The sequence below is a fragment of the Carnobacterium sp. genome (assembly GCF_040274425.1).
Genome location: NZ_JBEMBC010000008.1, coordinates 13,119 through 36,325 on the forward strand (window position 1 = coordinate 13,119; position 23,207 = coordinate 36,325).

The following is a 23,207-nucleotide window of genomic DNA, read 5'->3' on the forward strand; positions in this document are numbered from 1 at the left end:
ATTACCCAAAACGTCCAGAAATATAGTCTTCTGTTTCTTTTTGTTTAGGACTTGTAAAAATTTGTCTTGTTTCCCCATGTTCAATCAAGTGTCCATTTAAGAAAAATGCTGTATTATCAGATATTCTTGAAGCTTGTTGCATATTGTGGGTAACGATTATCATGGTATAATCTTTTTTTAGTTCTAATAACATGTTTTCAATTTTTGCGCTCGAAATAGGATCTAGAGCACTTGTCGGCTCATCCAGTAGAATAACAGACGGTTCAATTGCTAATACTCGTGCAATACACACTCTTTGTTGTTGTCCACCTGAAAGTGAAAGAGCACTTTTATTCAATTTATCTTTCACATCTTCCCAAACTGCTGCTTTTTTTAGGCTTTCTTCCACAATTGCATCTATCTTAGCTTTGTCTTTCATTCCTGCAATTTTCAAACCATAAGCAACATTTTCATAGATTGAAAATGGAAAAGGATTCGGTTGTTGAAATACCATACCGACTTTTTTCCTTAATTCAACAGTATCCATTTTAGGACTGTAGATTTCTTTATTTTCAAATTTTACGTTACCTGTGATCGTCACATTCGGAATCAAATCATTCATTCGATTTAAAGTTCTTAAAAAAGTAGATTTTCCGCAACCACTTGGTCCAATCAATGCAGTAATTTCCTTAGGCTTAAAGTCTAGCGAAACACCCTTCAGTGCCTCGTTATTTCCATAGTATAAATGAACATCTTTAGATTCAATAATAAATTTTTTATTACTCACTCTTTTTCCTCCTACCCAAAATGACCAGATACATAATCTTCTGTTGCTTGAATTTTTGGACGAGTAAAAACTTTTCTCGTTTCATCGTACTCGATCACGTTTCCAACATAAAAGAAAGCTGTGTAATCACTGATTCTTGAAGCTTGCTGCATATTGTGAGTAACGATAATAATTGAATAATCTTCTTTCAATTGCAATAGTGTTTCTTCCACTTGACTAGTAGAAATTGGATCCAATGCACTTGCTGGTTCATCTAAGAGTAAAATATCCGGTTTAAGAGCAATCGCTCTTGCAATACATAAACGTTGTTGTTGTCCTCCAGATAAGGCCAATGCACTTTTATTTAATTGATCTTTCACTTGGTCCCATAAAGCAGCTTGTTTTAAACTAGTTTCCACTACTTCATCTAGCGTATTTTTATCTTTGACTCCATGTCTTCTTAAAGCAAAAGCGATATTGTCATAAATCGATTTACTAAATGGATTAGGGCGTTGGAACACCATTCCAATATTCTTACGCATTTCATATACATCGATATTTGACGCATTTACATCAATACCTTCGTACATAATTTTCCCAGTTACTCTAGCTGATTCAATTTCATCATTCATCCGGTTTAAAGAACGCAAGTAAGTTGATTTTCCACACCCACTTGGTCCGATAAGAGAGGTGATTTTATTTTCTTCAAATTCTAACGAAACACCTTTGATTGCTTCATTATCTCCATACCATACATGTAGATCTTCGGTTGACAAATCGATTTTCTTACCGGGGGCCATTTTTAAAACATTTGTCTCTAGGTTAGCTTGATTGGGCATTCCTTAAATCCTCCTTATCTAACTGAATCCTTACTTCCACAATTCATTTCTTTTACTAAGCAGAAGTAGCTTTCTTTTGAAGTTTTCTTCCTAGGTAACGAGCGACTAAATTAAATAATAATACTGCAATGATCAGAACAGCTGAAGCTCCTGCAGATACTTGTGCTCCATCGGGCATAACACCTTCACTGTTGATCTTCCAAATATGAACAGCCAATGTTTCAGCCGGTCTCATAATATTCAACGGACTTGTGATTGATTGTGGATTCCAATTGGCAAAATCTAACGCTGGTGCGCTTTGTCCAGCTGTGTAAATCAATGCTGCTGCTTCACCAAAAATACGCCCTGATGCTAAAATCATTCCTGTTAGAATACCAGGCAATGCTGCAGGTAAAATAATGCGAGTAACGGTCTCCCAACGAGACAACCCTAAAGCTAATCCAGCTTCTCTTTGAACACCGGGTATGGCTTGAAGTGAGTCTTCTATTGTTCGTGTTAACAATGGCAAGTTAAAGATCGTTAATGCAAGAGCACCAGAAAGGATCGAGAAGCCAAAATCAAATTGAATAACAAAAATCAAAAAACCAAAGAGCCCAACAACTATAGAAGGCAATGAACTCAACACTTCTATCGCTGTCCTGATGATATCAGTCACCCAATTTTGTTTTGCATATTCTGACAAATAAATAGCAGCACCCAAAGCTAAAGGTGCACTAATCACCATCGTTAAAAGTAACAAGTAAAATGAGTTGAATAATTGAATTCCTATCCCGCCTCCCACTTGAAACGATCTTGCAGGCTGAGTTAAAAATTCCCACGAAATTTGCGGTACACCTCGCCATAAAATAAAGGCTAGTAGGCTGAATAAAATAAGAACGATGAACATAGATAAAGCATATAAGACACCGACTGCGAATTTATCCCATTTTTTTGCATTCATTATTTTATAGCCCCTTTCTTACCGATCCAACGCGTTAAGATATTAAAGAATAGTGCCATAACCATTAGAATTAAGGCTAGTGACCAAAGAACATTATTTTCTAGTGTTCCCATTACTGTATTCCCCATGCTCATAGTTAAAATACTGGTTAATGTAGATGCAGGAGTAATCAAACTTGTCGGCATCAACGCCGCATTACCAATAACCATTTGAACAGCAAGAGCTTCTCCAAAGGCACGAGCCATTCCAAAAACAACAGCTGTCAACAATCCTGGCATTGCGCTTCTTAAAACAACTTTATAAATAGTTTGCCATCTTGTTGCACCCATAGCAAGAGAAGCTTCGCGGTAATGTCTTGGTACAGAGTTTAAAGCATCCACTGCCATGCTTGTTACAGTAGGTAAAATCATAACAAATAACACAAAAGTTGCAGATAAAATACCAAAACCAGTTCCTCCAAAAATAGAACGAACAAAAGGAACAACGACGGTCAGCCCAATAAATCCGTAAACTACAGATGGGATACCTACTAATAATTCAACTACCGGCTGTAAAACTCTTTTCCCAGTAGATGGTGAAATTTCAGTCATGAAAATTGCCGCACCGATTGCAAATGGTGTCGCTAATGCTGCCGATAGCAGTGTAACTAAAAATGATCCTGTAATCATTGGAAGTGCACCTACAAGAGGCAATCCGTCTTCACTAACATTTCCTGGATTCCAGACTGAACCAGTTAAAAAGCCCCAAAAAGAAACTCCATCAGTAAAGAAAGTAGAAAGACCTTTGCTCGTAACGAAATACAAGATCGATACAACTACAAGTACAATAATAGCGATACAAATAAAACTAACGGTTTTTCCTAATTTTTCCAGTCTACCTTTTTTTGAGTTTCCAAGTAATCTTGCTTGAATCTCTTCCAAAAGAAGCCCTCCTCTTATCTCAAATACAACAAGCTGAAAGACGGTTTTTCATATTGAAAGATCGTCTTCAGCTTCATGCTATCTTTTCTATCTCATTATCCATTTTATTTAGTGCTCTACTCTATAGGTACTGTATTTCCTTCCACATCTCGTTCAACTTCCATTTGACTAGTTGGAATATAGCCTAAGGCTCCAATCAGTGTAGCTTGAATTTCGTCCGATAAAATGTAATCCAGAAACTCTTTTGTTAAACCAGTTGGTTCTCCGTTCGTATACATGTGTTCATAAGACCAAATCGGCCATTCATTGGTTTTTACATTTTCATCTATTGGTTCTATTCCATCTATTGTTAAAGCGACCACATCATCGTTTACATATGAGAAAGCTACATAACTGATTGTTCCAGGTGTACTAGCAACAATTTGACGTACTGTCCCGCTTGATTCTTGCTCTTGCGTAATAATGCTGTTTTGACCTTCTTCTAAGACCCATTGTTCAAATGTAGCACGTGTTCCACTACCAGCTGCACGATTCAAAACCGTTATTGGCAAATCTTTTCCGCCTAATTCTGACCAGTTAGTGATTTCACCTGTGAAGATGTCTTGTAATTCTTGTATACTAATATCAGTAACTCCAGTACCGGGTGTCACAATTGGTGTGATTCCGACAACAGCCACACGATGATCAACTAATTTAGAGGCATCAATGCCATCTTTTTCTTCAGCAAAAATGTCTGAATTCCCAATATCTACTGCATCTGCAGCAATTTGGCTTAACCCAGTTCCACTACCTCCACCTTGTACGTTAATAAATTTCCCAACATTTTCAGAACTGAATTGTTCACCAGCAGCTTCTACAAGTGGTTGTAAAGCAGATGACCCAACTGCAGTAATCGATTCTTCTTCTACTACAGGTCCACATGCTGTTAGAATAAATCCAAATGCAATGATCAACAGAAATCGACTATTTATTAATTTCATTTTATACCTCCTAGGCATTTACCTAAATTACATACTTCTTAATAATAACGTACTATTGTAAAAATTAAATAGCGTAATTGTAAATTTTGTGTAAAGGCACAATGTACCTTATTATCATTCTAGCTTTTTTAAATTAAAAGAGCAAAGAAAAAAGCGTTAGATAGAGTTTTATCTCTGGTCTACGCTTTTTTGTTTGCTTCTCTAATTTACTGCCAAAAAATCAAATGAGAGATTTTTTATCTCTTTCCAATTTAAATCCACTTAATTTTTATAGATATCAGCTTAAACTATTTCTTTTATCGTTTACTTGTATTCAACTCTACAACTTTACCCGTTTTTAAATAAACGATCCATTCACAGATATTTGTAACATAATCACCGATGCGCTTTAAATATCTTGCAGCCAACATGTAATCTGTCGCTCCTAAAATCAATTCAGGATCTGCTTTCATTTCATCAATACATTGCTGATAAATGCCATAAAATTCCTGATCAATGTCGTTAATAGCTGTTGATAAATTCTTTGCTTTATTGGCATCTTCCTTGATATAAGCTTCTAGCACACCTTCAACCATTACTTTTACTTTCTCTGAAAGCTCTGCTATATCGGCTTCAATTTTTGGAACACGTTTTGTACCTTTAACTCGAATGGCGGCTTTTGCGACACTTACTGCATGATCCCCCATTCTTTCTAGATCAGCACTAGCTTTCATAACCGTTACTATTTTACGCAAATCACTTGTAACCGGTTGTTGCAATGCAATTAACTCAAAACACTTTTTTTCTAACTCAGTTTCACGTGCGTTGATCATGATATCATTATCGATTACTTGCTGGGCAAGTTCTTTGTCGTGATTAGTAAATGCTTTGACTGACTTATAAACAGCTTCATTAACCATCATACCCATTTCCGAGAAATGAACATGTAAATTTGCCAGATCTTCTTCATATACTCTTCTCAAATTATTTCCCTCCATTTCTTATTAAGATGATTAACCAAAACGTCCTGAAATATAATCTTCTGTTTGTTTTTGTTGAGGATTTGTAAATATTTTTCTTGTTTCCCCAGTTTCGACAATTTTTCCATTTAAGAAAAAGGCTGTTCTATCTGATACACGAGACGCCTGCTGCATGTTGTGTGTAACCATTACAATGGTGTAATTTTCTTTCAACACTGTAACCAGCTCTTCTATTTTAGCAGTCGAAATGGGATCTAATGCACTTGTAGGTTCATCCATCAGTAAGATCTCAGGTTCAACTGCTAACGCACGTGCAATACAAATTCTTTGTTGTTGTCCACCTGATAAAGATAACGCATTTTTTTTCAAATCATTTTTTACTTCTTCCCAAATGGCTGCTCCTCGAAGACTTTTTTCAACTAACGCGTCCAACGATTTTTTATCTTTGATACCATGTGTTCTTGGCCCATAAGCAATATTATCGTAAATACTCATCGGAAACGGATTCGGTTGTTGAAAAACCATACCGACTTTTTTACGTAACTCATTGACATCAAAGTCTTTTTTATAAATATTTTCTTCATCTAATAAAATAGATCCTTCTATCTTACAGCCTTCAATCAAATCATTCATCCGATTTAAGCTCTTGATTAATGTTGATTTGCCACATCCAGACGGCCCAATAAAAGCTGTAATTTGATTTTTAGGAATTTCTAAATTCACATTGTGCAAGGCTTGAAACTCACCATAAAATAAATCCATGTTTTTAATACTTAATTTACTCATTATTTTGTCCCCTTTGTCAGTCTATTACTCAAAAATGTTGACAAACCATTAATAATTAAAACAAATAAAATCAGAACAACTCCTGTTGCATAGGACTCATTTACATGCATTCCTTCACTTGATAGAACATACATGTGCAAAGCTAATGTTCTTCCTGATGAAAATAAGCTGTCTGGTAAGTTTGTTGAGCTTCCTAGCGTATACAATAATGCAGCTGTTTCACCAACAACTCGCCCACTTGCTAAAATGACACCCGATAAGATTCCAGGCATAGAAACGGGTAATATCACTCTAAAAATTGTTCTTAATTTGCCTGCTCCTAAAGCAAAACTTGCTTCTCGTAAAGAGTCATTCACCGATAGCAACGCTTCTTCTGTGGAACGAATAATCAATGGTAAAACCATTATTACCGAAGTTAGCACTCCTGCTAAGACGGAATATTGAAAGTTTAAGAAGGTAACAAAAAATAACATTCCGAAAAGTCCATATACAATAGAAGGAACAGCGGCTAAGGTATCCGTTGCAATACGAATAACTTCAACGACTTTATTTCCTTTTTTGGCATATTCTACTAAATAGAACCCTGTAAACACACCAAGGGGAGTCGCAATCAGTAAAGTCATACCCACTACAATAAGGGTTGTAATTAGAGACGGCATCAATGAAACATTAGCTGTTGTATATTTCCAAGCAAACATTTCCGGAGTAATATAAGGTATCCCTTTAGCTAAAATGAATCCTACGATATAAAACAGGGACCCAAAGGTTATAGCTGCTGCTAAATAAATTAAACTTCTCATTAATTTACTGGCCATGATTATTTAGCCCCCTTTTTCTTAATGATTAAGAAAGTACCATTAATGATTAAAATAAATACAAACAATACCACTGCCGTTGCAATAAGTGCTTCTCTGTGCGAACCACTTGCGTAAGCCATTTCCAGTACAATATTCGTTGTTAATGTACGAACACCTAATGTTAAACTCTCTGGCATAATGGGTTGGTTTCCAGCGATTAAAACGACGGCCATGGTTTCTCCAATTGCACGTCCAATTCCTAAAATAACTGAGGAAATGATTCCGGATTTAGCAGCAGGTACTACTACTTTCATGACTGAGCGTTCGTGCGTCGCTCCTAGAGCCATACTTCCAGTGTAATAACTTCTAGGAACCGCTCGTATAGATGATTCGGACAATCCAATAATCGTTGGCAAGATCATAATCCCAAGTAAGATGATGGCTGTCAGCATATTCATCCCTGTACCACCAACTAGCTTACGCATGATTGGCACAATAGCTTGTAATGCAAAGAATCCATAGACGATGGAAGGAATAGCTGCCATTAAGTTAACAGCTGGCTTTAGAATTTTGTATAACCAAGCTGGACAGAACTCCGCCATAAAGATAGACGTTAAAATTCCTATTGGCACCCCAACAACAATCGCACCGGAAGTTACAGCTAATGAACCCATGATCATTGGCAATATTCCAAATGAGGCTGGGGTATTAGATGGTGCCCATTTTTGACCGAATAAAAAATCAAACACTCCATATTCAACCATAAATGGAACACCACCTGCAAAAATAAAGATACAGATTAAAACGATAGCTAAGACCGATGTCAGTGCAGATACAAAAAAGACACCTTTCATAAATCCATCTAATTTTTTCGTCTTCATATTGATCTCCTTTAACATAAAACAGAATAAATCATCCATAAATACATTCTTTTTCAATTGTATTTATGGATAATTGTAAATTTTTTTACCTACTCTTATCCCCATATATGAAAAACCAGCCTACCTTGATGTATCCAAGTTGATAGGCTGGATTCATTTGTCAATTTCCCAATTGACAGAAACTCACTTCATAAAAATAACCAGAATCTCTCTGGTTATTTTTATGTTTTACCTAGTTATTATTTAGCAACTTCATCCCAAGTTGTTACTTCACCTGTAAAGATCTGTCTTACTTGATCCATTGTTAAATCTTCAACAGAGTTTTCATTATTAACAATTACAGCGATACCATCAATAGCAAGTGGTTCAGCTGTTAACACTTCTAACTCTTCATCTTTTAATTCGCGAGAAGCCATTCCAATATCAGCCGATCCGTCCATTGCAGCAGTCATACCAGCAGAAGAACCGTTTGACGTAACATCGATTGTAACTTCTGGGTTAAGAGCTGTATATTCTTCAACTAGAACTTCCATTACTGGCGTTACTGAAGTTGAACCAACAATACTGATATTTCCAGTCATATCTTCAGCTGCTTCATATGCAGGTGCATCTGTTACTGCTTCAACGTATCCTTCACCTACAACGATTTCTTGTCCTTCAGCACTCATAATATACGTCCAGAAATCTTGAGCGACTTCCCTTAATTCTCCGTTGTAAGCAATATTGAATGGACGAGAAATAGCATATGAACCATCTTGTACGGTTTCAGGAGTTGCTTCTACGCCTTCGATGTTCACACCTTTAATACTGTCATCTAATGAACCTAAAGAGATGTACCCGATTGATGCTGGGTCTCCAGCTACTGTTGTCATCACACCACTAGTACTATTTTGAATAGTCGCTCCAGAGTATGTGTTATCTGTTTCAGTATCGCCATCTTCAACTAATACACCCGTAATTTCAGTAAAAGCTCCGCGAGTACCAGAACCATCTTCACGTGAAATAACATTGATTGTTTGAGTTGTGTCAAATTCTTCCGTGTTTTCTGATGAACCTGCAGAATCTGATTCTGCTCCACAAGCTGCTAATGTTAAGCCTAAGCCTAAAGTTAAAGTTAATTTTGATAGTTTTGTAATAGTCATTTTACCCATCCTTTTAGTATTAGTGTTGGACATTTATACCCCTCGTCCACATACATATCTTAACGAATGAATATTAATTTTACTCTCGCTTTATGTAATGTTTTTGTAGATTATTGTAAAGAGTATTAACTTTATGTAAAGATGTTTTGTATACCTATACTAAAAAGCTTTGTCATTTTAGCTGAAACACCAACACCATTTGTTAAACAAAAAAGCCTTGAGATTTACTCAAGGCTTTTTTGCTAAGTTTTAATCTAGTTTAATGATACGTTGATTTAACTAGTTATTTTGGTTGGATAGGCAGTCTTACAATGAATGTTGTCCCTAACCCAATTTTACTTTTAACAGTAATCGATCCATTCAAGTTCTCTACTAAATACTTCACGATCGATAATCCTAATCCTGTTCCACCAGAATTACGACTACGAGCTTTATCAACTCGATAAAAACGTTCAAAAATCCGATCTTGTTCATCTTCAGGTATTCCTATTCCATTATCTGAAACAAAGATAACAGCTTGATTCTTTTCTTTTCTTATAGTAACCGTTACTTCTCCGCTCTCTTGAGTATAAACAACTGCATTATTAATGAGATTAGCTAGTATTTGCTTTAATCGACTGCTGTCTACTGTAATAAGTAAAGTGTCTTCTTCAATCAAGTTTAGTTTCATCCCTTTTTCATCTGCTGTTTGTTTCACGAGTTGAAAGGTAGATAAGACTGCTTCGGTAAGATTGACTTCTTGCATGTTCATAGGAACTTGTTTTTGCTCTAGTTTCGACAACTCTAAAATATCGTTCACTAAAAAATCTAAACGACTACTTTCAGCCAACATAATTTCTAAAAATTGTTTCAATACTTCTTTGTCTTCCATTGCTCCGTCCAATAATGTTTCTGAGAAACCTTTAAGGGCTGTAACAGGAGTCTTTAATTCGTGTGAAGCATTGGTTACAAAATCTGTCCGGACTTTTTCAAGTCTTCTAATTTCTGTAATATCATACAACAAGACAATTAAATTTTGCTCTCCTGGTTCTTTCCCATCAATTGGAACAATATTCGCATCAACAATTTTATCTTTGGGATAATAAAAGTAAATTTCATCATTTTGTTTTTCGTTTTGTTGATAAGCTATTTCAATCAAGTGGCTTAATCCATAGCTTTTTGTTGCTTCAACATAAGAATTTCCAACAAGTTTGGTGACATCTTCCCCTAAAATAACACTCATTGCCGGATTCACCATTTTTATAGTTCGGTGTTCATCTATCAGCATCACGCCAATAACTAAATGATTGATCAACTCATAAAGCCTCTTGTCATTTTGCTCGATTTCTTGTGTTTGTTCTTCTAAACTTGTAGCTAGTTCATTTATCGTTTTCCCTAAATCCGCTACTTCCCCATAAGCATTTCCATTATATCTGATCTCATACTGTTTATCGGAAAGACTTTTAGCAACAGTCATAATATCATTAATGGGTTTTGCTATACGTTTTGTTATAATTAGTGTGATTAAGGTAGTTAAAATAAGAGCTAATAAGCTAAACAGCAATAGAGAGTTTTTTATTTGTTCACTAATTTGATTGATTTCAGCTACTGGTCTAGATAAACGCAAGACCCCCGCTAATTCATTTTGCTCTCCTAGCAAAGGAACTGCGACATAATACAGCGTTTCATTGGTACTTTCGCTATTTCTGGCTGAAACACCTACTTCATTTCCAGCTAACACGGCTTGAAATTCCTCGCGATTGCTATGGTTTTCCAACGTTTCTTTATTTGTTACTGAATCAAAAACGACAACTCCAGAAAGATCAATGATCGTTAATCTTTCATCTGACTGCATCTCAAGAGCTGTTGCTTCATTTGTTGCAGCTTCTAAATTTGTTGGGTCCTCCGCATTCATAGGGAGTAAGCTTGCTATTGTTTTAGCTTGTTTGATCAACTCTTCTTCTTGACTGTTACTAGCATAATCTTGTAGTAAATTAATCGAAAAAAGTCCAATAGACAAACTAAAAATAGTGAATATCGCAATGAAAATAGCTAAGATTCGAAATTGAAGTTTCCTCATTTTTTTGGAGCCTCAAATTTATAGCCAAAACCTCTTACTGTTCGAATATAAGCTGGATTTTTTGTGTCTACTTCTATTTTTTCTCTTAAGTGACTAATGTGCACATCAACAATTCGGGTTTCACCTGCATAATCAAAGTTCCATATTGCATCCAGCAATTGTTCTCTGCTGAGAATGCGATTGATTCGTTTGATCATATACATCAGTAATTCAAATTCTTTAGGAGTAACATCTATCTTTTCTCCTCTTACAATCACTTCATACTGGCTAGGGTCTATTTGGATATCTCCTACTTTAATTAATTCATCCTGTTCTGCTGTACTATTAGCCTCTTTTAAAGCTTCTTCTGCCTTGCTTTTGCTACTCATTCGTCTCATGATAGCTTTCATTCTTGCAAGTACTTCACGCGGACTGAATGGTTTGGTCATATAATCATCCGCACCTAATTCAAGTCCGATAATTTTTTCGAGTTCATCATCTTTAGCTGTTAGCATCATTATCGGCGCTTCAATTTTCTCTTGTCGCAATTTTTTGCAAATATCCATTCCGCCCATTGACGGAAGCATTAAATCTAAAATGATAAAATCATACGGATGAGCTAAAGCCATTTCATATCCTTCTAAACCGTCCAAAGCTGTATCTACTTGATAACCTTCTTTTTCCAAATTAAAAGCTAACAATGTTAAAATAGATTGTTCATCATCGACAATTAATACTTTTTTCATTTTATCCCGCCTATATTGATATTTTTAATTTCCCCTTTTTCCTTAACCTACTTTTCTAAGATCACTACACCAATCTCATGAGGAGAATCTGCATAAATAGCTGTTTCAGTTAAGCGAAGTTCACCATCTACACCTCTAACTTTCAAATGACAATAGACACTGTTTTTTGATAATGCTTGATAAAAATCAGATTCGGTTTCAATAGGCAAATTGTTGCAATTAACAATTGTATCCCCAACTACTAAATTCATCTTTTCCGCTGGCGTATCCGGACGAATCCCAATAATTTTTATCCCATTTTCAGCAGGTCCAAAAAGAACACTCCAGTTTTTTTCTCGTTTACGATGACGATACAATACAATCACTCCACCAATAATCAAGAACACAAATCCAAAGATCGGAGCATACGGGATCCAAATGGAAGTTATGGCAATCATTACTGCCAATCCTGTTAATACTACTAAATCATTAACTAACTTTGAAACAGCAGCTTTTGGTACTTGAGATTGGATAGTAAATTGAAAACCTATTAAAATCGGCAACCAAAAGAAAGAATACAATTCATTTCCGATTGAAAAAACTGGCCACCAGCTAAAGAATGCTTGAAAACCATCACCTGGAACAACTAATAACAATGGCAATACCCAAAAAGGTTTTATTGGATATTTCGCAATCCGTTTTCCTCGTTTTGTTTTTAAAAAGCGGGCAGATAAATGAGTATCTGCTTTTCTTTTAATGGTAAAAATAGAAACCCCTAATAAAAGAATAAGAATAATGAAGCTATTCATAAATAAGGGCGTGCCAATAAATTCACTTTGACTTAAAGGCTGATACCAATTATTCGGTATAAAAGAAAAATCATGGCTGTCTAAAACTAATGGTAGTCCTAACAGAATTAATGAACTTATTGAAACTGTAAATATCGGATGAACAAAGCGATAACCAACAACTAGGCTCAAAATTGTTACAATTTGATACACAATAATCCAATCCATTGTAACTGGAATGCCGACAATGGTTAAAAGAATTGAACCAATCACTCCAGAAAGAAGCCCTAAAAGTAAATAATTTTTAATTTCGTACAATGTATTATAAACAGCTACGCGATGATTACTTCTTTCATTGCTGATCCGACGGTGACTTGTCCAAATTGCAAAAACTAAACCCACTATAAATGTAGGTTGGATAAAAAACAGCACTAGCGCAATTAAAAAATTTGCTGCCATTTGCATCTACTCCTTCTCTTCTTTTCTATTTTATCAAACTAAATCAATATAATCATGAATTTATCTATTTCTAAATATAGTTTACATGATTTTTACAATGAAAAGCAGTTTATACCCTATATTTATTTTTTTATCTATAAAAAAAACCAATCGCTAACACGATGTTAGCGATTGGTTTAAAACGTTTTTGGGAAACGGTCAGAATAAAATTCTGTATTTTATTAAGCGAATTAGTTTATACGGCCAAAACCAACTAAGTATTGAGCCCAGTAAGCTTGACTAATCGTTGCAACTGAAACACCTTTTGAAGATTGTGAACCAATGAATTGATTGTTTCCAAGATAGATACCTACATGATCAATACTTCCTGTTTGATTAAAGAACACTAAATCACCAGGTTGTGCTTCAGATTGCGAAATCTTTGTTGATGCTGCATATTGAGCACCTGCTGTACGTGGAAGACTGATACCAGCTGCTGCAAATGCATAGCTAGTGAAACCAGAACAGTCAAAACCGCTGGTAGTTGTTCCACCATAAAGATACGGTGTTCCAAGAACCCCATAGGCTGCATTTTTAATTGTTGCCCATGAACCATTTGAAGAAGTTACTGCTGTTGAAGCAGCTTTTTTTGTTTCAACTGGTTTAGCTGTTAACTCTGAAGCTTCGTTTGCTTTAGGTTCAGAACTCATTAGTTCAACAGTTGCAGAACTTGTATTTTCAACAGAAGATGTTGTTTTAACAAGTGCTAATTCTTCTGCTCCTTTTTCAGCTGCAGCTTTAACAGCTAAAAATTTTTCTTTTTCATTTGTTACAATAGATTTTTCAGCAGCAATAGATGCAACAACTGCTTCTTTTTCTAATTTTTGTTGTTCCAAATCAGTCTTAGAAGCTTCTAATTTTGCAGCCAATAAAGTTTGCTCTTCAGCTTTTTTTGCAGTTTCTTTTTGTTTTGCAGCTACAGCTTCTTTATCAGTTGCTTGAGCTTTTACTAAATCTTGATTTGCAGATACCACTTGGGAAACGACATCAGCGCGTCCAATAATATCAGCAATTGAGTCAGCATTTAGTATAAAATCTACATAATTTTGATTATCTCCATCAACTTGTACAGAGCGTGCTTGATCTTGCAATTTAGCTTCGCGTTGCTCAATAGCAGTAGTCAAATCAGAAACTTCCGTTTCCAATTCTTTTAAACTTGTTTGTGTTTCTTTCATTTCAGACATCAATGATTTCGCATTATTTTCGTTATCAGTGATGGTAGCTGTAATGGTTGCTAACTGAGATTCTGCTGAAGCTTCTTTCTTTTCAAGATCAACCAATTTTTCTGTAGATGTTTGGATATCCTCATCTGTACTTGCAAATGCTGTCATAGGCGCAACATAAGTTGAAAAACCTAATGCTGCAACTAATGCTATATTAATGAACTTTTTATTCAATTTTGTTATCCCCCGTTTTCCCAAATAGTTTAGTTTTTGTCTTTAGTTAACGTAATTATACTTTTAAGAATTTTCTAATTGACATGAATGATCCGATTGCACCGATAATAATTCCGATTGCCAACATTAATCCACCAACTTGGTATAAGAATGGGCTTGGCGTTAGGAGTGCAAAGTACGTACCTGCTAAGAAATCTGTTAATACATCAAATGATGCAATGTATACAAAGCTCAAAATCGTTACTGGTATGATTGCACCAATCAGCCCTATTAAAGCTCCTTCAATTAAGAAAGGCCATCTGATATACCAATTTGTTGCACCGACTAATTTCATAATTTCAATCTCAGTACGGCGTGAAAAGATCGTAATTCGAATCGTATTTGAAATTAAAAATACAGCTGTCAAGATCAACGCAACAATAACCACTGCTCCAACATTACGAACCGTATTCATTGTTTTAAATAAGTTATCTGCAGTCGCTCCACCATAATTGACTTGAGTGACATAATCTAACTCTTCAATCTGTTCTGCAACAGGTGCTGTATTTTCTGGGACATCTGTATTCACAATATATACATCATATAAAGGATTATCGTCTCCATCAAATAAATTAAATTCATCACCATAACTGCCGACTACTTGCTTTAATTCATCTTCACGACTTGAGAATTCAACCGTTTCAACATTATCAAGCGTTTCTAATTCTGACTGTAATTGTTTTTGTTGTTCTTCATTTGCGGCTAAATCAATATACACTCTAACACTTACATCATTTTCAATATCAGTAGCTAGCTTGTTTACGTTCATTAACATAGCGATAAATGATCCAACTAACAGTAGAGTTACTGTTACAGCACTAATAGCTGCAAGTGACATCCAACCATTTCTTTTCAAACTTTTAAAACTATCAATAATATGTCTTTTTGCTGTTCTAAGCTTCATAACCGTAATCTCCTTCCAATTGATCTCGGACAATGCGTCCATTCTCAACCGCAAGTACACGGTGTTTAACAACGTTAACGATTTGACTATTATGAGTTGCCATAATCACGGTTGTTCCTTGATTACTGATTTCTTCCAAAATTTTCATGATTTCCCATGATGTATCTGGATCAAGGTTCCCTGTTGGCTCGTCTGCAATTAAGATATGAGGAGTATTTGCAATGGCTCTTGCAATGGCAATTCGCTGTTGCTCTCCACCTGATAATTCATTAGGAAACATACGCACTTTGTGTTTTAAGCCGACTAGTTCGAGAACTTCTAATACTCTTTTTTGAATGGCTTTAGGGTTTTTTTCGACAACTTCCATCGCATAAGCAATATTTTCATAAACTGTTAATTTTGGAAGCAATTTAAAATCTTGGAAAACAACTCCGACATAACGTCTTAAAAAAGGAATGCTTTTTTCTTTAATAGTCATTAAATCAAAATCTCCGACTTTAATTGTTCCTTTAGTTGCTTTTTCTTCACGATAAATCATCTTTATAAAAGTTGATTTACCAGCTCCACTAGGTCCGACAACATATACAAATTCACCTGGCTCTATACGAACAGACAAACCATTGATTGCTGTAATACCGTTAGGATACTTCTTATAAACATTTTGCATTTCAATCATTTTTTTATCACCTAACTTTTTTAGTTTCTAACACACAATTCAGGTGTTTATTCTACCGCCATGGGTATTTTGCCTCAATGCTTAATCATTATAGCACTATAAAAAATTCTGTCAGTTGTATTTACTTTACAAATTCATTTCAATCTGTATTCTTTTTGTAACGTTACTGTCTTGTTTATATGTGCTGAACAATTTTAAGTCTTTTTTTTTAAAAAAAACATATAATTCGCTTTAATAAGGAAAGGCTCTACCACTTAACCTTTTATTTAGCTCTTTTTTTGGGATTCGATAGATTTCTTTTGTTACAAACAAAAAAATCAAAATTCTGACAACTCAGCTAAATTTGTCGGAATTTTGACTTTTTTTATTATTCTTCAGTTGTTGAGATTTTACTTCTCAGATAAGCCTGTATAAACGGGTCAATTCCGCCGTCCATAACCTGACTGATATTACCTGTTTCATAATTTGTACGATGATCTTTTACCATTGAATAGGGATGGAAGACATAAGATCTAATTTGTGATCCCCAACCAATTTCTAATTGTTCGCCTCTAATAGCAGCCATTTCTTTTTCATGCTCTTCTACCTCAAGTTGATGTAATTTCGCTTTTAGCATGCTCATTGCTTGTTCTCTATTTTTTAATTGTGAACGTTGTGCTTGACTAGCAACTACAACTCCAGTTGGCATATGTGTGATTCGGACAGCTGAATCTGTTGTATTAATGTGCTGTCCGCCAGCTCCACTGGCCCGATACGTATCTACTTTTAAATCATCCGAATTGATTTTTATATCCACACTGTCATCTAGCTCGGGTACAACATCAATGGAAACAAAAGAGGTATGTCTGCGCCCTGCAGAATCGAATGGAGAAATTCGTACTAAACGATGAACGCCTTTTTCAGCTTTCAAGTATCCATAAGCATTCATTCCTTTAATCAGCAATGTTACACTTTTTATCCCTGCCTCATCACCAGATTGGTAATCCAGTGTTTCGATCTTAAATCCTCTTTTTTCAGCCCAGCGTGTGTACATTCTAAGTAGCATGTTGCCCCAATCTTGTGATTCAGTTCCACCTGCTCCTGGATGTAGTTCAATAATCGCATTGTTCTTATCGTATGGATCACTCAATAGTAGGTCCAGCTCATATTGATCTAGTTTATCTAGGAAGGGATTGATTTTACTATTCAATTCTTTTACTAGTTCTTCATCGTTTTCTTCTTTTACCATTTCTAGCAATAGGTCTAATTCCTCTTTTTCAGTTAAAAGGTCTTTATATTGATTGTATTTTTCTTTTAATTCATTTGCTTCATTGATAATCGCTTGAGCTTTTTGTGCATCATCCCAAAATGTTGGTTCTGCCATTCTATCATTGTATTCAGCAATGTCTCTTTCTAATGTTTCTAAGTCAAAGAGACCTCCCAAAACCGTTTATTTTTTTATTCGCAGTTTCTAAATTATTTCTAATATCACTTAATTCCATTATCTTCACTCCAATTTAGAAAGAACACGACTCATCTTACAAATCGTGTTCTTTCCTATATTATATTTTTTTAGTTGATGTGGTAATTGAACGAACCATTAATGGTTTGTTTAATCCAATTTTCCATGACAATTTTTATATTTTTTGCCGCTTCCGCATGGACAAGGATCATTACGTCCTACTTTTGAACTATCTATTTTCATTGGTTTTTTTTGAGCTTCTTTAACAACTTGTCCGTCACCTGTTGAACGTGCCGTTGTTCCTTTGGCAACTTGTTCTCTTTGCAAGTTTTGACGAATTTGTGATTTCATCAATAGACGAGTCACTTCGTAATCAATAGAACCAATCATTTCTTCAAATAATTTGAACCCTTCTGCTTGGTACTCAACTAATGGATTGCTTTGTCCATATGCACGCAGTCCAATACCTTGGCGCAGTTGTTCCATTGTATCAATGTGCTCTGTCCATTTGCTATCCACTACACGTAAAATAACAACTTTTTCAAATTCTAGAACTTGTTCTTTACCATTTAATTGTTTCTCTTTTTCAGCATAGATTGATTTTGCAGCATCCAATAAGACTGTTTCAATTTCTTCAACTGTTTTACCTTCTAAATCACTCATGGCAATATCATCTGGGTGAACCAGCGAAGCCTGTGCAAAATCAAGAATAGTTTGTAATTTCCACTCTTCTTTTGGTCCTTGGGTATTGATTTGTACAATGCGTGCTATCGTACGTTGGATCATTGGAACAGTGACATGTTTCAATGAATCTTCAGCCATGATCACTTCAAGTCGTTGATTGTACATAATTTCGCGTTGTTCACGCATAACGTCATCATACTGCAAAACATTTTTACGTGTATCATAGTTGTTTCCTTCCACACGTTTTTGAGCAGATTCAACTTGGCGTGAAATCATTTTACTTTGGATTACAGCATCTTCTTCACTCACTTTAAGACGTTCAAGAACAGCTTGGATACGTTCCGAACCAAACCTCTTCATTAATTCATCTTCTAATGAAAGATAAAATTGAGTAACACCAGGATCACCTTGTCGTCCAGAACGTCCACGCAATTGATTATCAATACGACGTGATTCGTGTCGTTCTGTACCAATAACACATAGTCCGCCTACTTCACGAACACCTGCACCTAATTTAATATCTGTTCCACGTCCAGCCATGTTGGTCGCAATTGTAACTGAGCCTTTTTGGCCAGCATTTGTAATAATTTCAGCTTCTTTAAAATGATTTTTGGCATTCAAAACTTGATGAGGAATGTTATTTTTTCTTAAATAACCGGCTATTAGTTCAGATGTTTCAACCGCTACCGTTCCTACCAATACTGGCTGGCCATTAGCATGTCGTTCTTTGATTTCTTCAACTACAGCATGATACTTGCTTTCCAATGTTGGGTAAAGTAAATCTGGTTTGTCATCACGAATCAATGGTTTATTTGTTGGTATAGACACTACGTGAATGTTATAAATTTCACGGAATTCTTCTTCTTCTGTCTTAGCTGTACCTGTCATACCTGCTAATTTTCTATACATACGGAAGTAGTTTTGGAACGTTATATTCGCCATTGTTTTTGATTCATTTTGTATTTCTACATTTTCTTTAGCTTCAATAGCTTGGTGCAAACCATCAGAATAGCGACGACCTTCCATAATACGACCAGTAAACTGGTCTACGATCATTACTTTACCATCTTGAATAACGTAATCTACGTCATGATGCATAATAAAGTTAGCTCTTAAAGCTTGATCGATATGGTGTGTCAGCGCTTGGTTTTCCACATCATACAAATTATCTATTCTAAACGTTTTTTCAGCTTTCTCAATTCCAGTTTCCGTTAAAGCAATCGTTTTAGAAGGAATGTCAATTGTGAAATCTTCTTCCTCTTTTAATCCTTTAACAAAGAAATCTGTTCGATTGTATAGAGCTGTCGATTTCGCTGCTTGACCTGAAATGATCAATGGTGTTCTAGCTTCATCAATTAAAATAGAATCGACTTCATCGACGATCGCATAATTTAATGGTCTTTGTACCATTTGTTCTTTGTAGACAACCATATTATCTCTAAGGTAATCAAATCCTAATTCGTTATTCGTACTGTACATAACATCCGCTAAATAAGCTTCACGTTTTTCTTCTGAAGATTTTGAATTTAAGTTTAAGCCTACTGTTAAGCCTAACCATTCATACAACTCTCCCATTTCAGTAGCATCACGACTAGATAAATATTCATTTACTGTGACAACGTGTACGCCTTCTCCTGTTAACGCATTTAAATAAACAGGCATTGTTGCAGTTAGCGTTTTACCTTCACCAGTCTTCATTTCAGGAATGTTTCCACGATGTAGCGTAACCCCACCCATTAATTGTACGTGATAAGGATACAATCCTAGTACACGTTTAGCTGCTTCTCTGACAACCGCAAAAGATTCAGGCAGTAACGCATCTAACGTTTCTCCATCTTGATATCTTTTCTTAAATAAAGGTGTTTTTGCTTTTAGTTCATCATCAGACAAATTAGCCATTTCATCCGCAAGTTCTTCAACTTGCTTAGCTATTTTGCTTAAGCTTTTTAATTCTTTTTTATCGTTCTCAATTAAGTTACGTAAAAAATTAGCCATTAATCTTTCTCCCCTATATCTTTATCTATATTTCTGTTTAGTTTAAGTTAAGTTTCATTTTGTTAGTAGACTAGTTGACTTCAGCTTGACGCTAGAACTTTCGGTTTTTATGACAATAGTCAATATTCTTATTAATTCTATCATTACTGATTCACAATTGAAACCTTTTTATCTACATTAAGCGTTCCTTATCTAGATGCTTTTTAGTAAAAAAGAAAATTCAAAAAACTTCAAGGCAAGAAAGAAGTTTCTCTTGCCTTGAAGTTTTTTCATTTTCAGTACTTTAAGTTATTCGGTTTCAATTAATCCATATTTTCCGTCTTTACGACGGTATACAATACTTGTACCATTTGTATCTGCATCTTCAAAAATGAAGAAATTATGTCCTAACATATCCATTTGCAATACCGCTTCTTCACTGTCCATTGGTTTTAATGATAAGCGTTTCGTTCTAACGATATTTACTTCATCTTCCATTAATTCTTCCTCTTCCCCTGGTAAAGAAGGTGGAACAACAACGTTGGATCCGCGAGATCTGCGGTTAACTTTAGTTTTATATTTTCTCATTTGGCGTTCAAGTTTATCTGTTACCAAATCAACACTTCCATATAAATCAGGCGAGGTTTCTTCCGCACGTAGAACTAAATAAGGTAAAGGAATCGTTACCTCCACTTTAGCAGTTTTATCGGAATACGTTTTTAAATTAACGTGGGCTGTTGCTTCAGGTACATCATTAAAATATTTTTCAACTTTCCCCACTTTTTTTTCAACATAACTACGAATAGCTGCAGTTACCTCAATATTTTCGCCACGGACATTATATTTAAACATAAACACTCTCCCCTTTCATCTGATTGTGTATCAGAATCAGCATCATCAATTGGACCACTCAAATGATGATATGCTTAAATTAATTATATATCAACACCCAAAGATTGCAAATAAAATCGATTACATTTGGCTAACTTTAGCGAGAAACAGAAAATGTTTCAATACTTTGCGCCCCGTTTCTCATCAAACAGTCAGCTGCATGAAAAAAGGTTCGACCTGTCGTATAGATATCATCCACTAGGATTAGGTGTTTTCCTTTTATGTTCATTTGAAGACTCTTGTCAACCACAAATGGTTGGGGAGAGAGCATGCGCATTTTCCGATCTTTACTTGATTGTTTTTCTCCGGTCCCACAATGAATTAAAACGGCTGTGTAACTTACCCCGGCAAATTCCAGCAAACCTTCTACTTGGTTAAATCCTCTTAATTGTTTGCTTTTATCGCTTATCGGTATGGGGATAACTTGTTTTTTTTGCTTAAAAAAAAAGGATTGAATTTCTTTTTTAAATAATTCACCTAACCGGTAATCTCCCGTATATTTGTAAGCCTCTATCCACTCTTTTATAAATGTATTGTATTGATATAACGCTGTATGTTTGAAGGGATAGCTTGGATATTCAACTTTCCATTTTTGGCAATCTGAACAAAGCTCTTCTTCTATCCAATGCCGACTGCATCCTCGACAAATGGGAACATTTTGTAACGACACTAATTTACTTGAACAAGAATCACATCTAACCATTGGTTCAACTCTGGTAAAAGACACCAATTCTCTTAATTGTATGCCTTCTTTAGTTGTCTTTCCACACCATAGACAGTTCATTTCCCTATCAACAATCCCCTTTCACGAGCTAATTGGTTCATTTTTTTTATTTGGGCGATAGCATCTTTCAACGCTTTTGTTTGTCCATAATGGAGATAATGCACTTCTCCTGTTGGAAAATCACGATGTCTACCAACACGACCGGCAATTTGAATCAATGCGGCTTCTGTGAACGTCCGATCTTCAGCACCTACTACTAGGACATCAATATCTCGAAAAGTAACACCTCGCTCCAAAATAGTTGTTGTCAACATGAACTGATAGCTTTCATCACGCATCTTCTGTACTTTTTCTTTGCGTTGCTCATCCTCTGAAGAAACGCTTGTAAATGAACAGTCTGGAAAAAAATCTGCAAGACAGCTTGAAAATTCAAGCATTAATTCAATATTAGGAACGAATACTAGGAATCGACGTTTTGCTTGTAACAAACGTTGAATCTCTTTGAATATCACAGCATTTTTTTGCCGTTTCACAATAGATTTACGCCAATCACCTGCCCAAATAGCTTTAGGTTCAGGTAGCTCAAATCCATGATAGCGCGCTGGTAAAACTGAAGCAGTTAATTTTTTTTGCGCAATATCTTGCCGCATTTTTTTGTTTGGAGTAGCAGATAAATAAATAAGGGTTCCTGTAGTTTTTTTAGCTTTTTGTGCAGCATATTGCAAGGATTTATCTGTATCAAAGGGAAAAGCATCAATTTCATCGATAATTAAGACATCAAATGCCTCTCTAAATCGCATAAGCTGATGAGTAGTCGCAATAACTAATTGGGTGTAGCTGTAACTTTCTTCCATCTCTCCATAAAGAGTGATTTGTTCTACATATTGAAAAGCGCTTTTTAGACGAGGGGCTAATTCTAGACACACATCCGTTCTCGGAGAAGCAATACAGACTCTTTTCCCACTTTTGATTGCCCATTCTATTCCTTTAAAAAGCATTTCTGTTTTCCCGGCACCAGCCACAGCCCATATCAGTCTTGTTTGGCCAGTTTTTATAGTTGTTTCAATCTCTTTAGATGCACTTTCTTGCTGCTGCGATAGTTGACCTCGCCAAGTCAAAATAGGTTCTTTTATTGGGATAAACTGATTTTTTTCAGAAATATGGTAAAACTTACTACATTGTTTAACTTTTCCCATTTGAAGGCAGCGTATGCAATAAAAACAATTTTTTCCACAGGTACAAGGAGCTGCTTGTCGATCTTTTGGTTGATTAGATCCACAGCGCCGGCAAATCTGTTGTTGGCCTACTTCTATAAAACCTTTTGAAGTCATACCATTGTCCTCTTTAAGACAATCTTCTTTTAATTCACTCAATAACAGCTCTCTTCCCATCAAAAAATGATTCATTTTTCCATCACCTCTTTTTTACTGTACGCAAAA

General features: G+C 35.5%; 20 protein-coding genes and 2 pseudogenes. All 22 read right to left on the minus strand.

Annotated elements, in window-relative coordinates; all coding sequences use genetic code 11:
* Position 1 precedes the first annotated feature (1 nt).
* On the minus strand, positions 2-766 hold the full coding sequence (pstB, locus tag ABS911_RS02825; RefSeq protein ID WP_350466197.1) for a phosphate ABC transporter ATP-binding protein PstB: 765 nt from the start codon (positions 764-766) through the stop codon (positions 2-4).
* An 11-nt stretch (positions 767-777) separates the two neighbouring features.
* Positions 778-1,584 carry a phosphate ABC transporter ATP-binding protein PstB gene (gene pstB / locus ABS911_RS02830; protein WP_350466198.1) on the minus strand — a complete coding sequence of 269 codons (807 nt, stop codon included), beginning with the start codon at positions 1,582-1,584 and terminating at the stop codon, positions 778-780.
* Between the two features lie 55 nt (positions 1,585-1,639).
* Entirely contained in the window at positions 1,640-2,524 is an 885-nt protein-coding gene (pstA, locus tag ABS911_RS02835; RefSeq protein WP_350466199.1) for a phosphate ABC transporter permease PstA, read from the minus strand.
* Entirely contained in the window at positions 2,524-3,444 is a 921-nt protein-coding gene (pstC, locus tag ABS911_RS02840) for a phosphate ABC transporter permease subunit PstC (protein ID WP_350466200.1), read from the minus strand. Before pstC (ABS911_RS02840) ends, pstA (ABS911_RS02835) begins: the two co-directional genes overlap by 1 nt.
* 116 nt (positions 3,445-3,560) lie before the next feature.
* A complete protein-coding gene (locus ABS911_RS02845) occupies positions 3,561-4,424 on the minus strand; it encodes a phosphate ABC transporter substrate-binding protein PstS family protein (protein WP_350466201.1) in 864 nt (287 codons plus the stop codon).
* Positions 4,425-4,720: 296 nt separating this feature from the next.
* Positions 4,721-5,386 (minus strand): phosphate signaling complex protein PhoU, encoded by a 666-nt coding sequence (gene phoU, locus ABS911_RS02850; protein WP_350466202.1) that lies wholly within the window; start codon positions 5,384-5,386, stop codon positions 4,721-4,723.
* Positions 5,387-5,416: 30 nt separating this feature from the next.
* Positions 5,417-6,169 carry a phosphate ABC transporter ATP-binding protein PstB gene (gene pstB, locus ABS911_RS02855; RefSeq protein WP_350466203.1) on the minus strand — a complete coding sequence of 251 codons (753 nt, stop codon included), beginning with the start codon at positions 6,167-6,169 and terminating at the stop codon, positions 5,417-5,419.
* On the minus strand, positions 6,169-6,984 hold the full coding sequence (gene pstA, locus ABS911_RS02860; RefSeq protein WP_350466204.1) for a phosphate ABC transporter permease PstA: 816 nt from the start codon (positions 6,982-6,984) through the stop codon (positions 6,169-6,171). Before pstA (ABS911_RS02860) ends, pstB (ABS911_RS02855) begins: the two co-directional genes overlap by 1 nt.
* Before the next feature lie 2 nt (positions 6,985-6,986).
* Positions 6,987-7,847 (minus strand): phosphate ABC transporter permease subunit PstC, encoded by an 861-nt coding sequence (gene pstC / locus ABS911_RS02865; protein ID WP_350466205.1) that lies wholly within the window; start codon positions 7,845-7,847, stop codon positions 6,987-6,989.
* Between the two features lie 239 nt (positions 7,848-8,086).
* The gene (locus ABS911_RS02870; RefSeq protein ID WP_350466206.1) at positions 8,087-8,989 is read right to left on the minus strand and encodes a substrate-binding domain-containing protein; all 903 of its coding nucleotides are present in this window, start codon (positions 8,987-8,989) and stop codon (positions 8,087-8,089) included.
* A 283-nt stretch (positions 8,990-9,272) separates the two neighbouring features.
* Entirely contained in the window at positions 9,273-11,048 is a 1,776-nt protein-coding gene (pnpS, locus tag ABS911_RS02875; RefSeq protein ID WP_350466207.1) for a two-component system histidine kinase PnpS, read from the minus strand.
* Entirely contained in the window at positions 11,045-11,773 is a 729-nt protein-coding gene (locus tag ABS911_RS02880) for a response regulator transcription factor (RefSeq protein WP_350466208.1), read from the minus strand. Before ABS911_RS02880 ends, pnpS begins: the two co-directional genes overlap by 4 nt.
* A 47-nt stretch (positions 11,774-11,820) precedes the next feature.
* Entirely contained in the window at positions 11,821-12,999 is a 1,179-nt protein-coding gene (locus ABS911_RS02885; protein ID WP_350466209.1) for a PDZ domain-containing protein, read from the minus strand.
* A 230-nt stretch (positions 13,000-13,229) separates the two neighbouring features.
* Positions 13,230-14,435, minus strand: a complete 1,206-nt coding sequence (locus ABS911_RS02890; protein ID WP_350466210.1) for a C40 family peptidase — start codon at positions 14,433-14,435, stop codon at positions 13,230-13,232.
* A gap of 55 nt (positions 14,436-14,490) precedes the next feature.
* Positions 14,491-15,378: a permease-like cell division protein FtsX gene (gene ftsX / locus ABS911_RS02895; protein ID WP_350466211.1), complete on the minus strand. Its 888-nt coding sequence runs from the start codon at positions 15,376-15,378 to the stop codon at positions 14,491-14,493.
* Entirely contained in the window at positions 15,368-16,054 is a 687-nt protein-coding gene (gene ftsE, locus ABS911_RS02900) for a cell division ATP-binding protein FtsE (RefSeq protein ID WP_350466212.1), read from the minus strand. The genes ftsX and ftsE overlap by 11 nt, the downstream gene beginning before the upstream one ends.
* A 367-nt stretch (positions 16,055-16,421) precedes the next feature.
* Positions 16,422-17,535, minus strand: a protein-coding gene (gene prfB / locus ABS911_RS02905; RefSeq protein WP_350466213.1) for a peptide chain release factor 2 whose coding sequence is annotated in 2 segments (ribosomal slippage) — positions 16,422-17,462 and positions 17,464-17,535 — 1,113 coding nt in all. Because the reading frame shifts where the segments join, the coding sequence is not laid out codon by codon here.
* A gap of 110 nt (positions 17,536-17,645) precedes the next feature.
* Positions 17,646-17,726, minus strand: a pseudogene (locus ABS911_RS15370) (SEC-C metal-binding domain-containing protein); the annotation flags it as partial.
* 65 nt (positions 17,727-17,791) lie between these two features.
* A pseudogene (secA, locus tag ABS911_RS02910) lies at positions 17,792-20,174 on the minus strand (preprotein translocase subunit SecA); the annotation flags it as partial.
* 288 nt (positions 20,175-20,462) lie between these two features.
* Positions 20,463-21,005: a ribosome hibernation-promoting factor, HPF/YfiA family gene (gene hpf, locus ABS911_RS02915; protein WP_350466215.1), complete on the minus strand. Its 543-nt coding sequence runs from the start codon at positions 21,003-21,005 to the stop codon at positions 20,463-20,465.
* 136 nt (positions 21,006-21,141) lie between these two features.
* Positions 21,142-21,828: a ComFC family protein gene (locus ABS911_RS02920; protein ID WP_350466216.1), complete on the minus strand. Its 687-nt coding sequence runs from the start codon at positions 21,826-21,828 to the stop codon at positions 21,142-21,144.
* A complete protein-coding gene (locus ABS911_RS02925; RefSeq protein WP_350466217.1) occupies positions 21,825-23,174 on the minus strand; it encodes an ATP-dependent helicase ComFA in 1,350 nt (449 codons plus the stop codon). Before ABS911_RS02925 ends, ABS911_RS02920 begins: the two co-directional genes overlap by 4 nt.
* Positions 23,175-23,207: the final 33 nt, after the last annotated feature.

Bases quoted from the DNA above. Each gene is read 5' to 3' on its own strand.
- pstB (WP_350466198.1), bottom strand. From the start codon at position 1,584: ATGCCCAATCAAGCTAACCTAGAGACAAATGTTTTAAAAATGGCCCCC.
- pstA (WP_350466199.1), bottom strand. From the start codon at position 2,524: ATGAATGCAAAAAAATGGGATAAATTCGCAGTCGGTGTCTTATATGCT.
- ABS911_RS02845 (WP_350466201.1), bottom strand. From the start codon at position 4,424: ATGAAATTAATAAATAGTCGATTTCTGTTGATCATTGCATTTGGATTT.
- pstB (WP_350466203.1), bottom strand. From the start codon at position 6,169: ATGAGTAAATTAAGTATTAAAAACATGGATTTATTTTATGGTGAGTTT.
- pstA (WP_350466204.1), bottom strand. From the start codon at position 6,984: ATGGCCAGTAAATTAATGAGAAGTTTAATTTATTTAGCAGCAGCTATA.
- pstC (WP_350466205.1), bottom strand. From the start codon at position 7,847: ATGAAGACGAAAAAATTAGATGGATTTATGAAAGGTGTCTTTTTTGTA.
- ABS911_RS02870 (WP_350466206.1), bottom strand. From the start codon at position 8,989: ATGACTATTACAAAACTATCAAAATTAACTTTAACTTTAGGCTTAGGC.
- pnpS (WP_350466207.1), bottom strand. From the start codon at position 11,048: ATGAGGAAACTTCAATTTCGAATCTTAGCTATTTTCATTGCGATATTC.
- ABS911_RS02880 (WP_350466208.1), bottom strand. From the start codon at position 11,773: ATGAAAAAAGTATTAATTGTCGATGATGAACAATCTATTTTAACATTG.
- ABS911_RS02885 (WP_350466209.1), bottom strand. From the start codon at position 12,999: ATGGCAGCAAATTTTTTAATTGCGCTAGTGCTGTTTTTTATCCAACCT.
- ftsX (WP_350466211.1), bottom strand. From the start codon at position 15,378: ATGAAGCTTAGAACAGCAAAAAGACATATTATTGATAGTTTTAAAAGT.
- ftsE (WP_350466212.1), bottom strand. From the start codon at position 16,054: ATGATTGAAATGCAAAATGTTTATAAGAAGTATCCTAACGGTATTACA.
- hpf (WP_350466215.1), bottom strand. From the start codon at position 21,005: ATGTTTAAATATAATGTCCGTGGCGAAAATATTGAGGTAACTGCAGCT.
- ABS911_RS02920 (WP_350466216.1), bottom strand. From the start codon at position 21,828: ATGAACTGTCTATGGTGTGGAAAGACAACTAAAGAAGGCATACAATTA.
- ABS911_RS02925 (WP_350466217.1), bottom strand. From the start codon at position 23,174: ATGAATCATTTTTTGATGGGAAGAGAGCTGTTATTGAGTGAATTAAAA.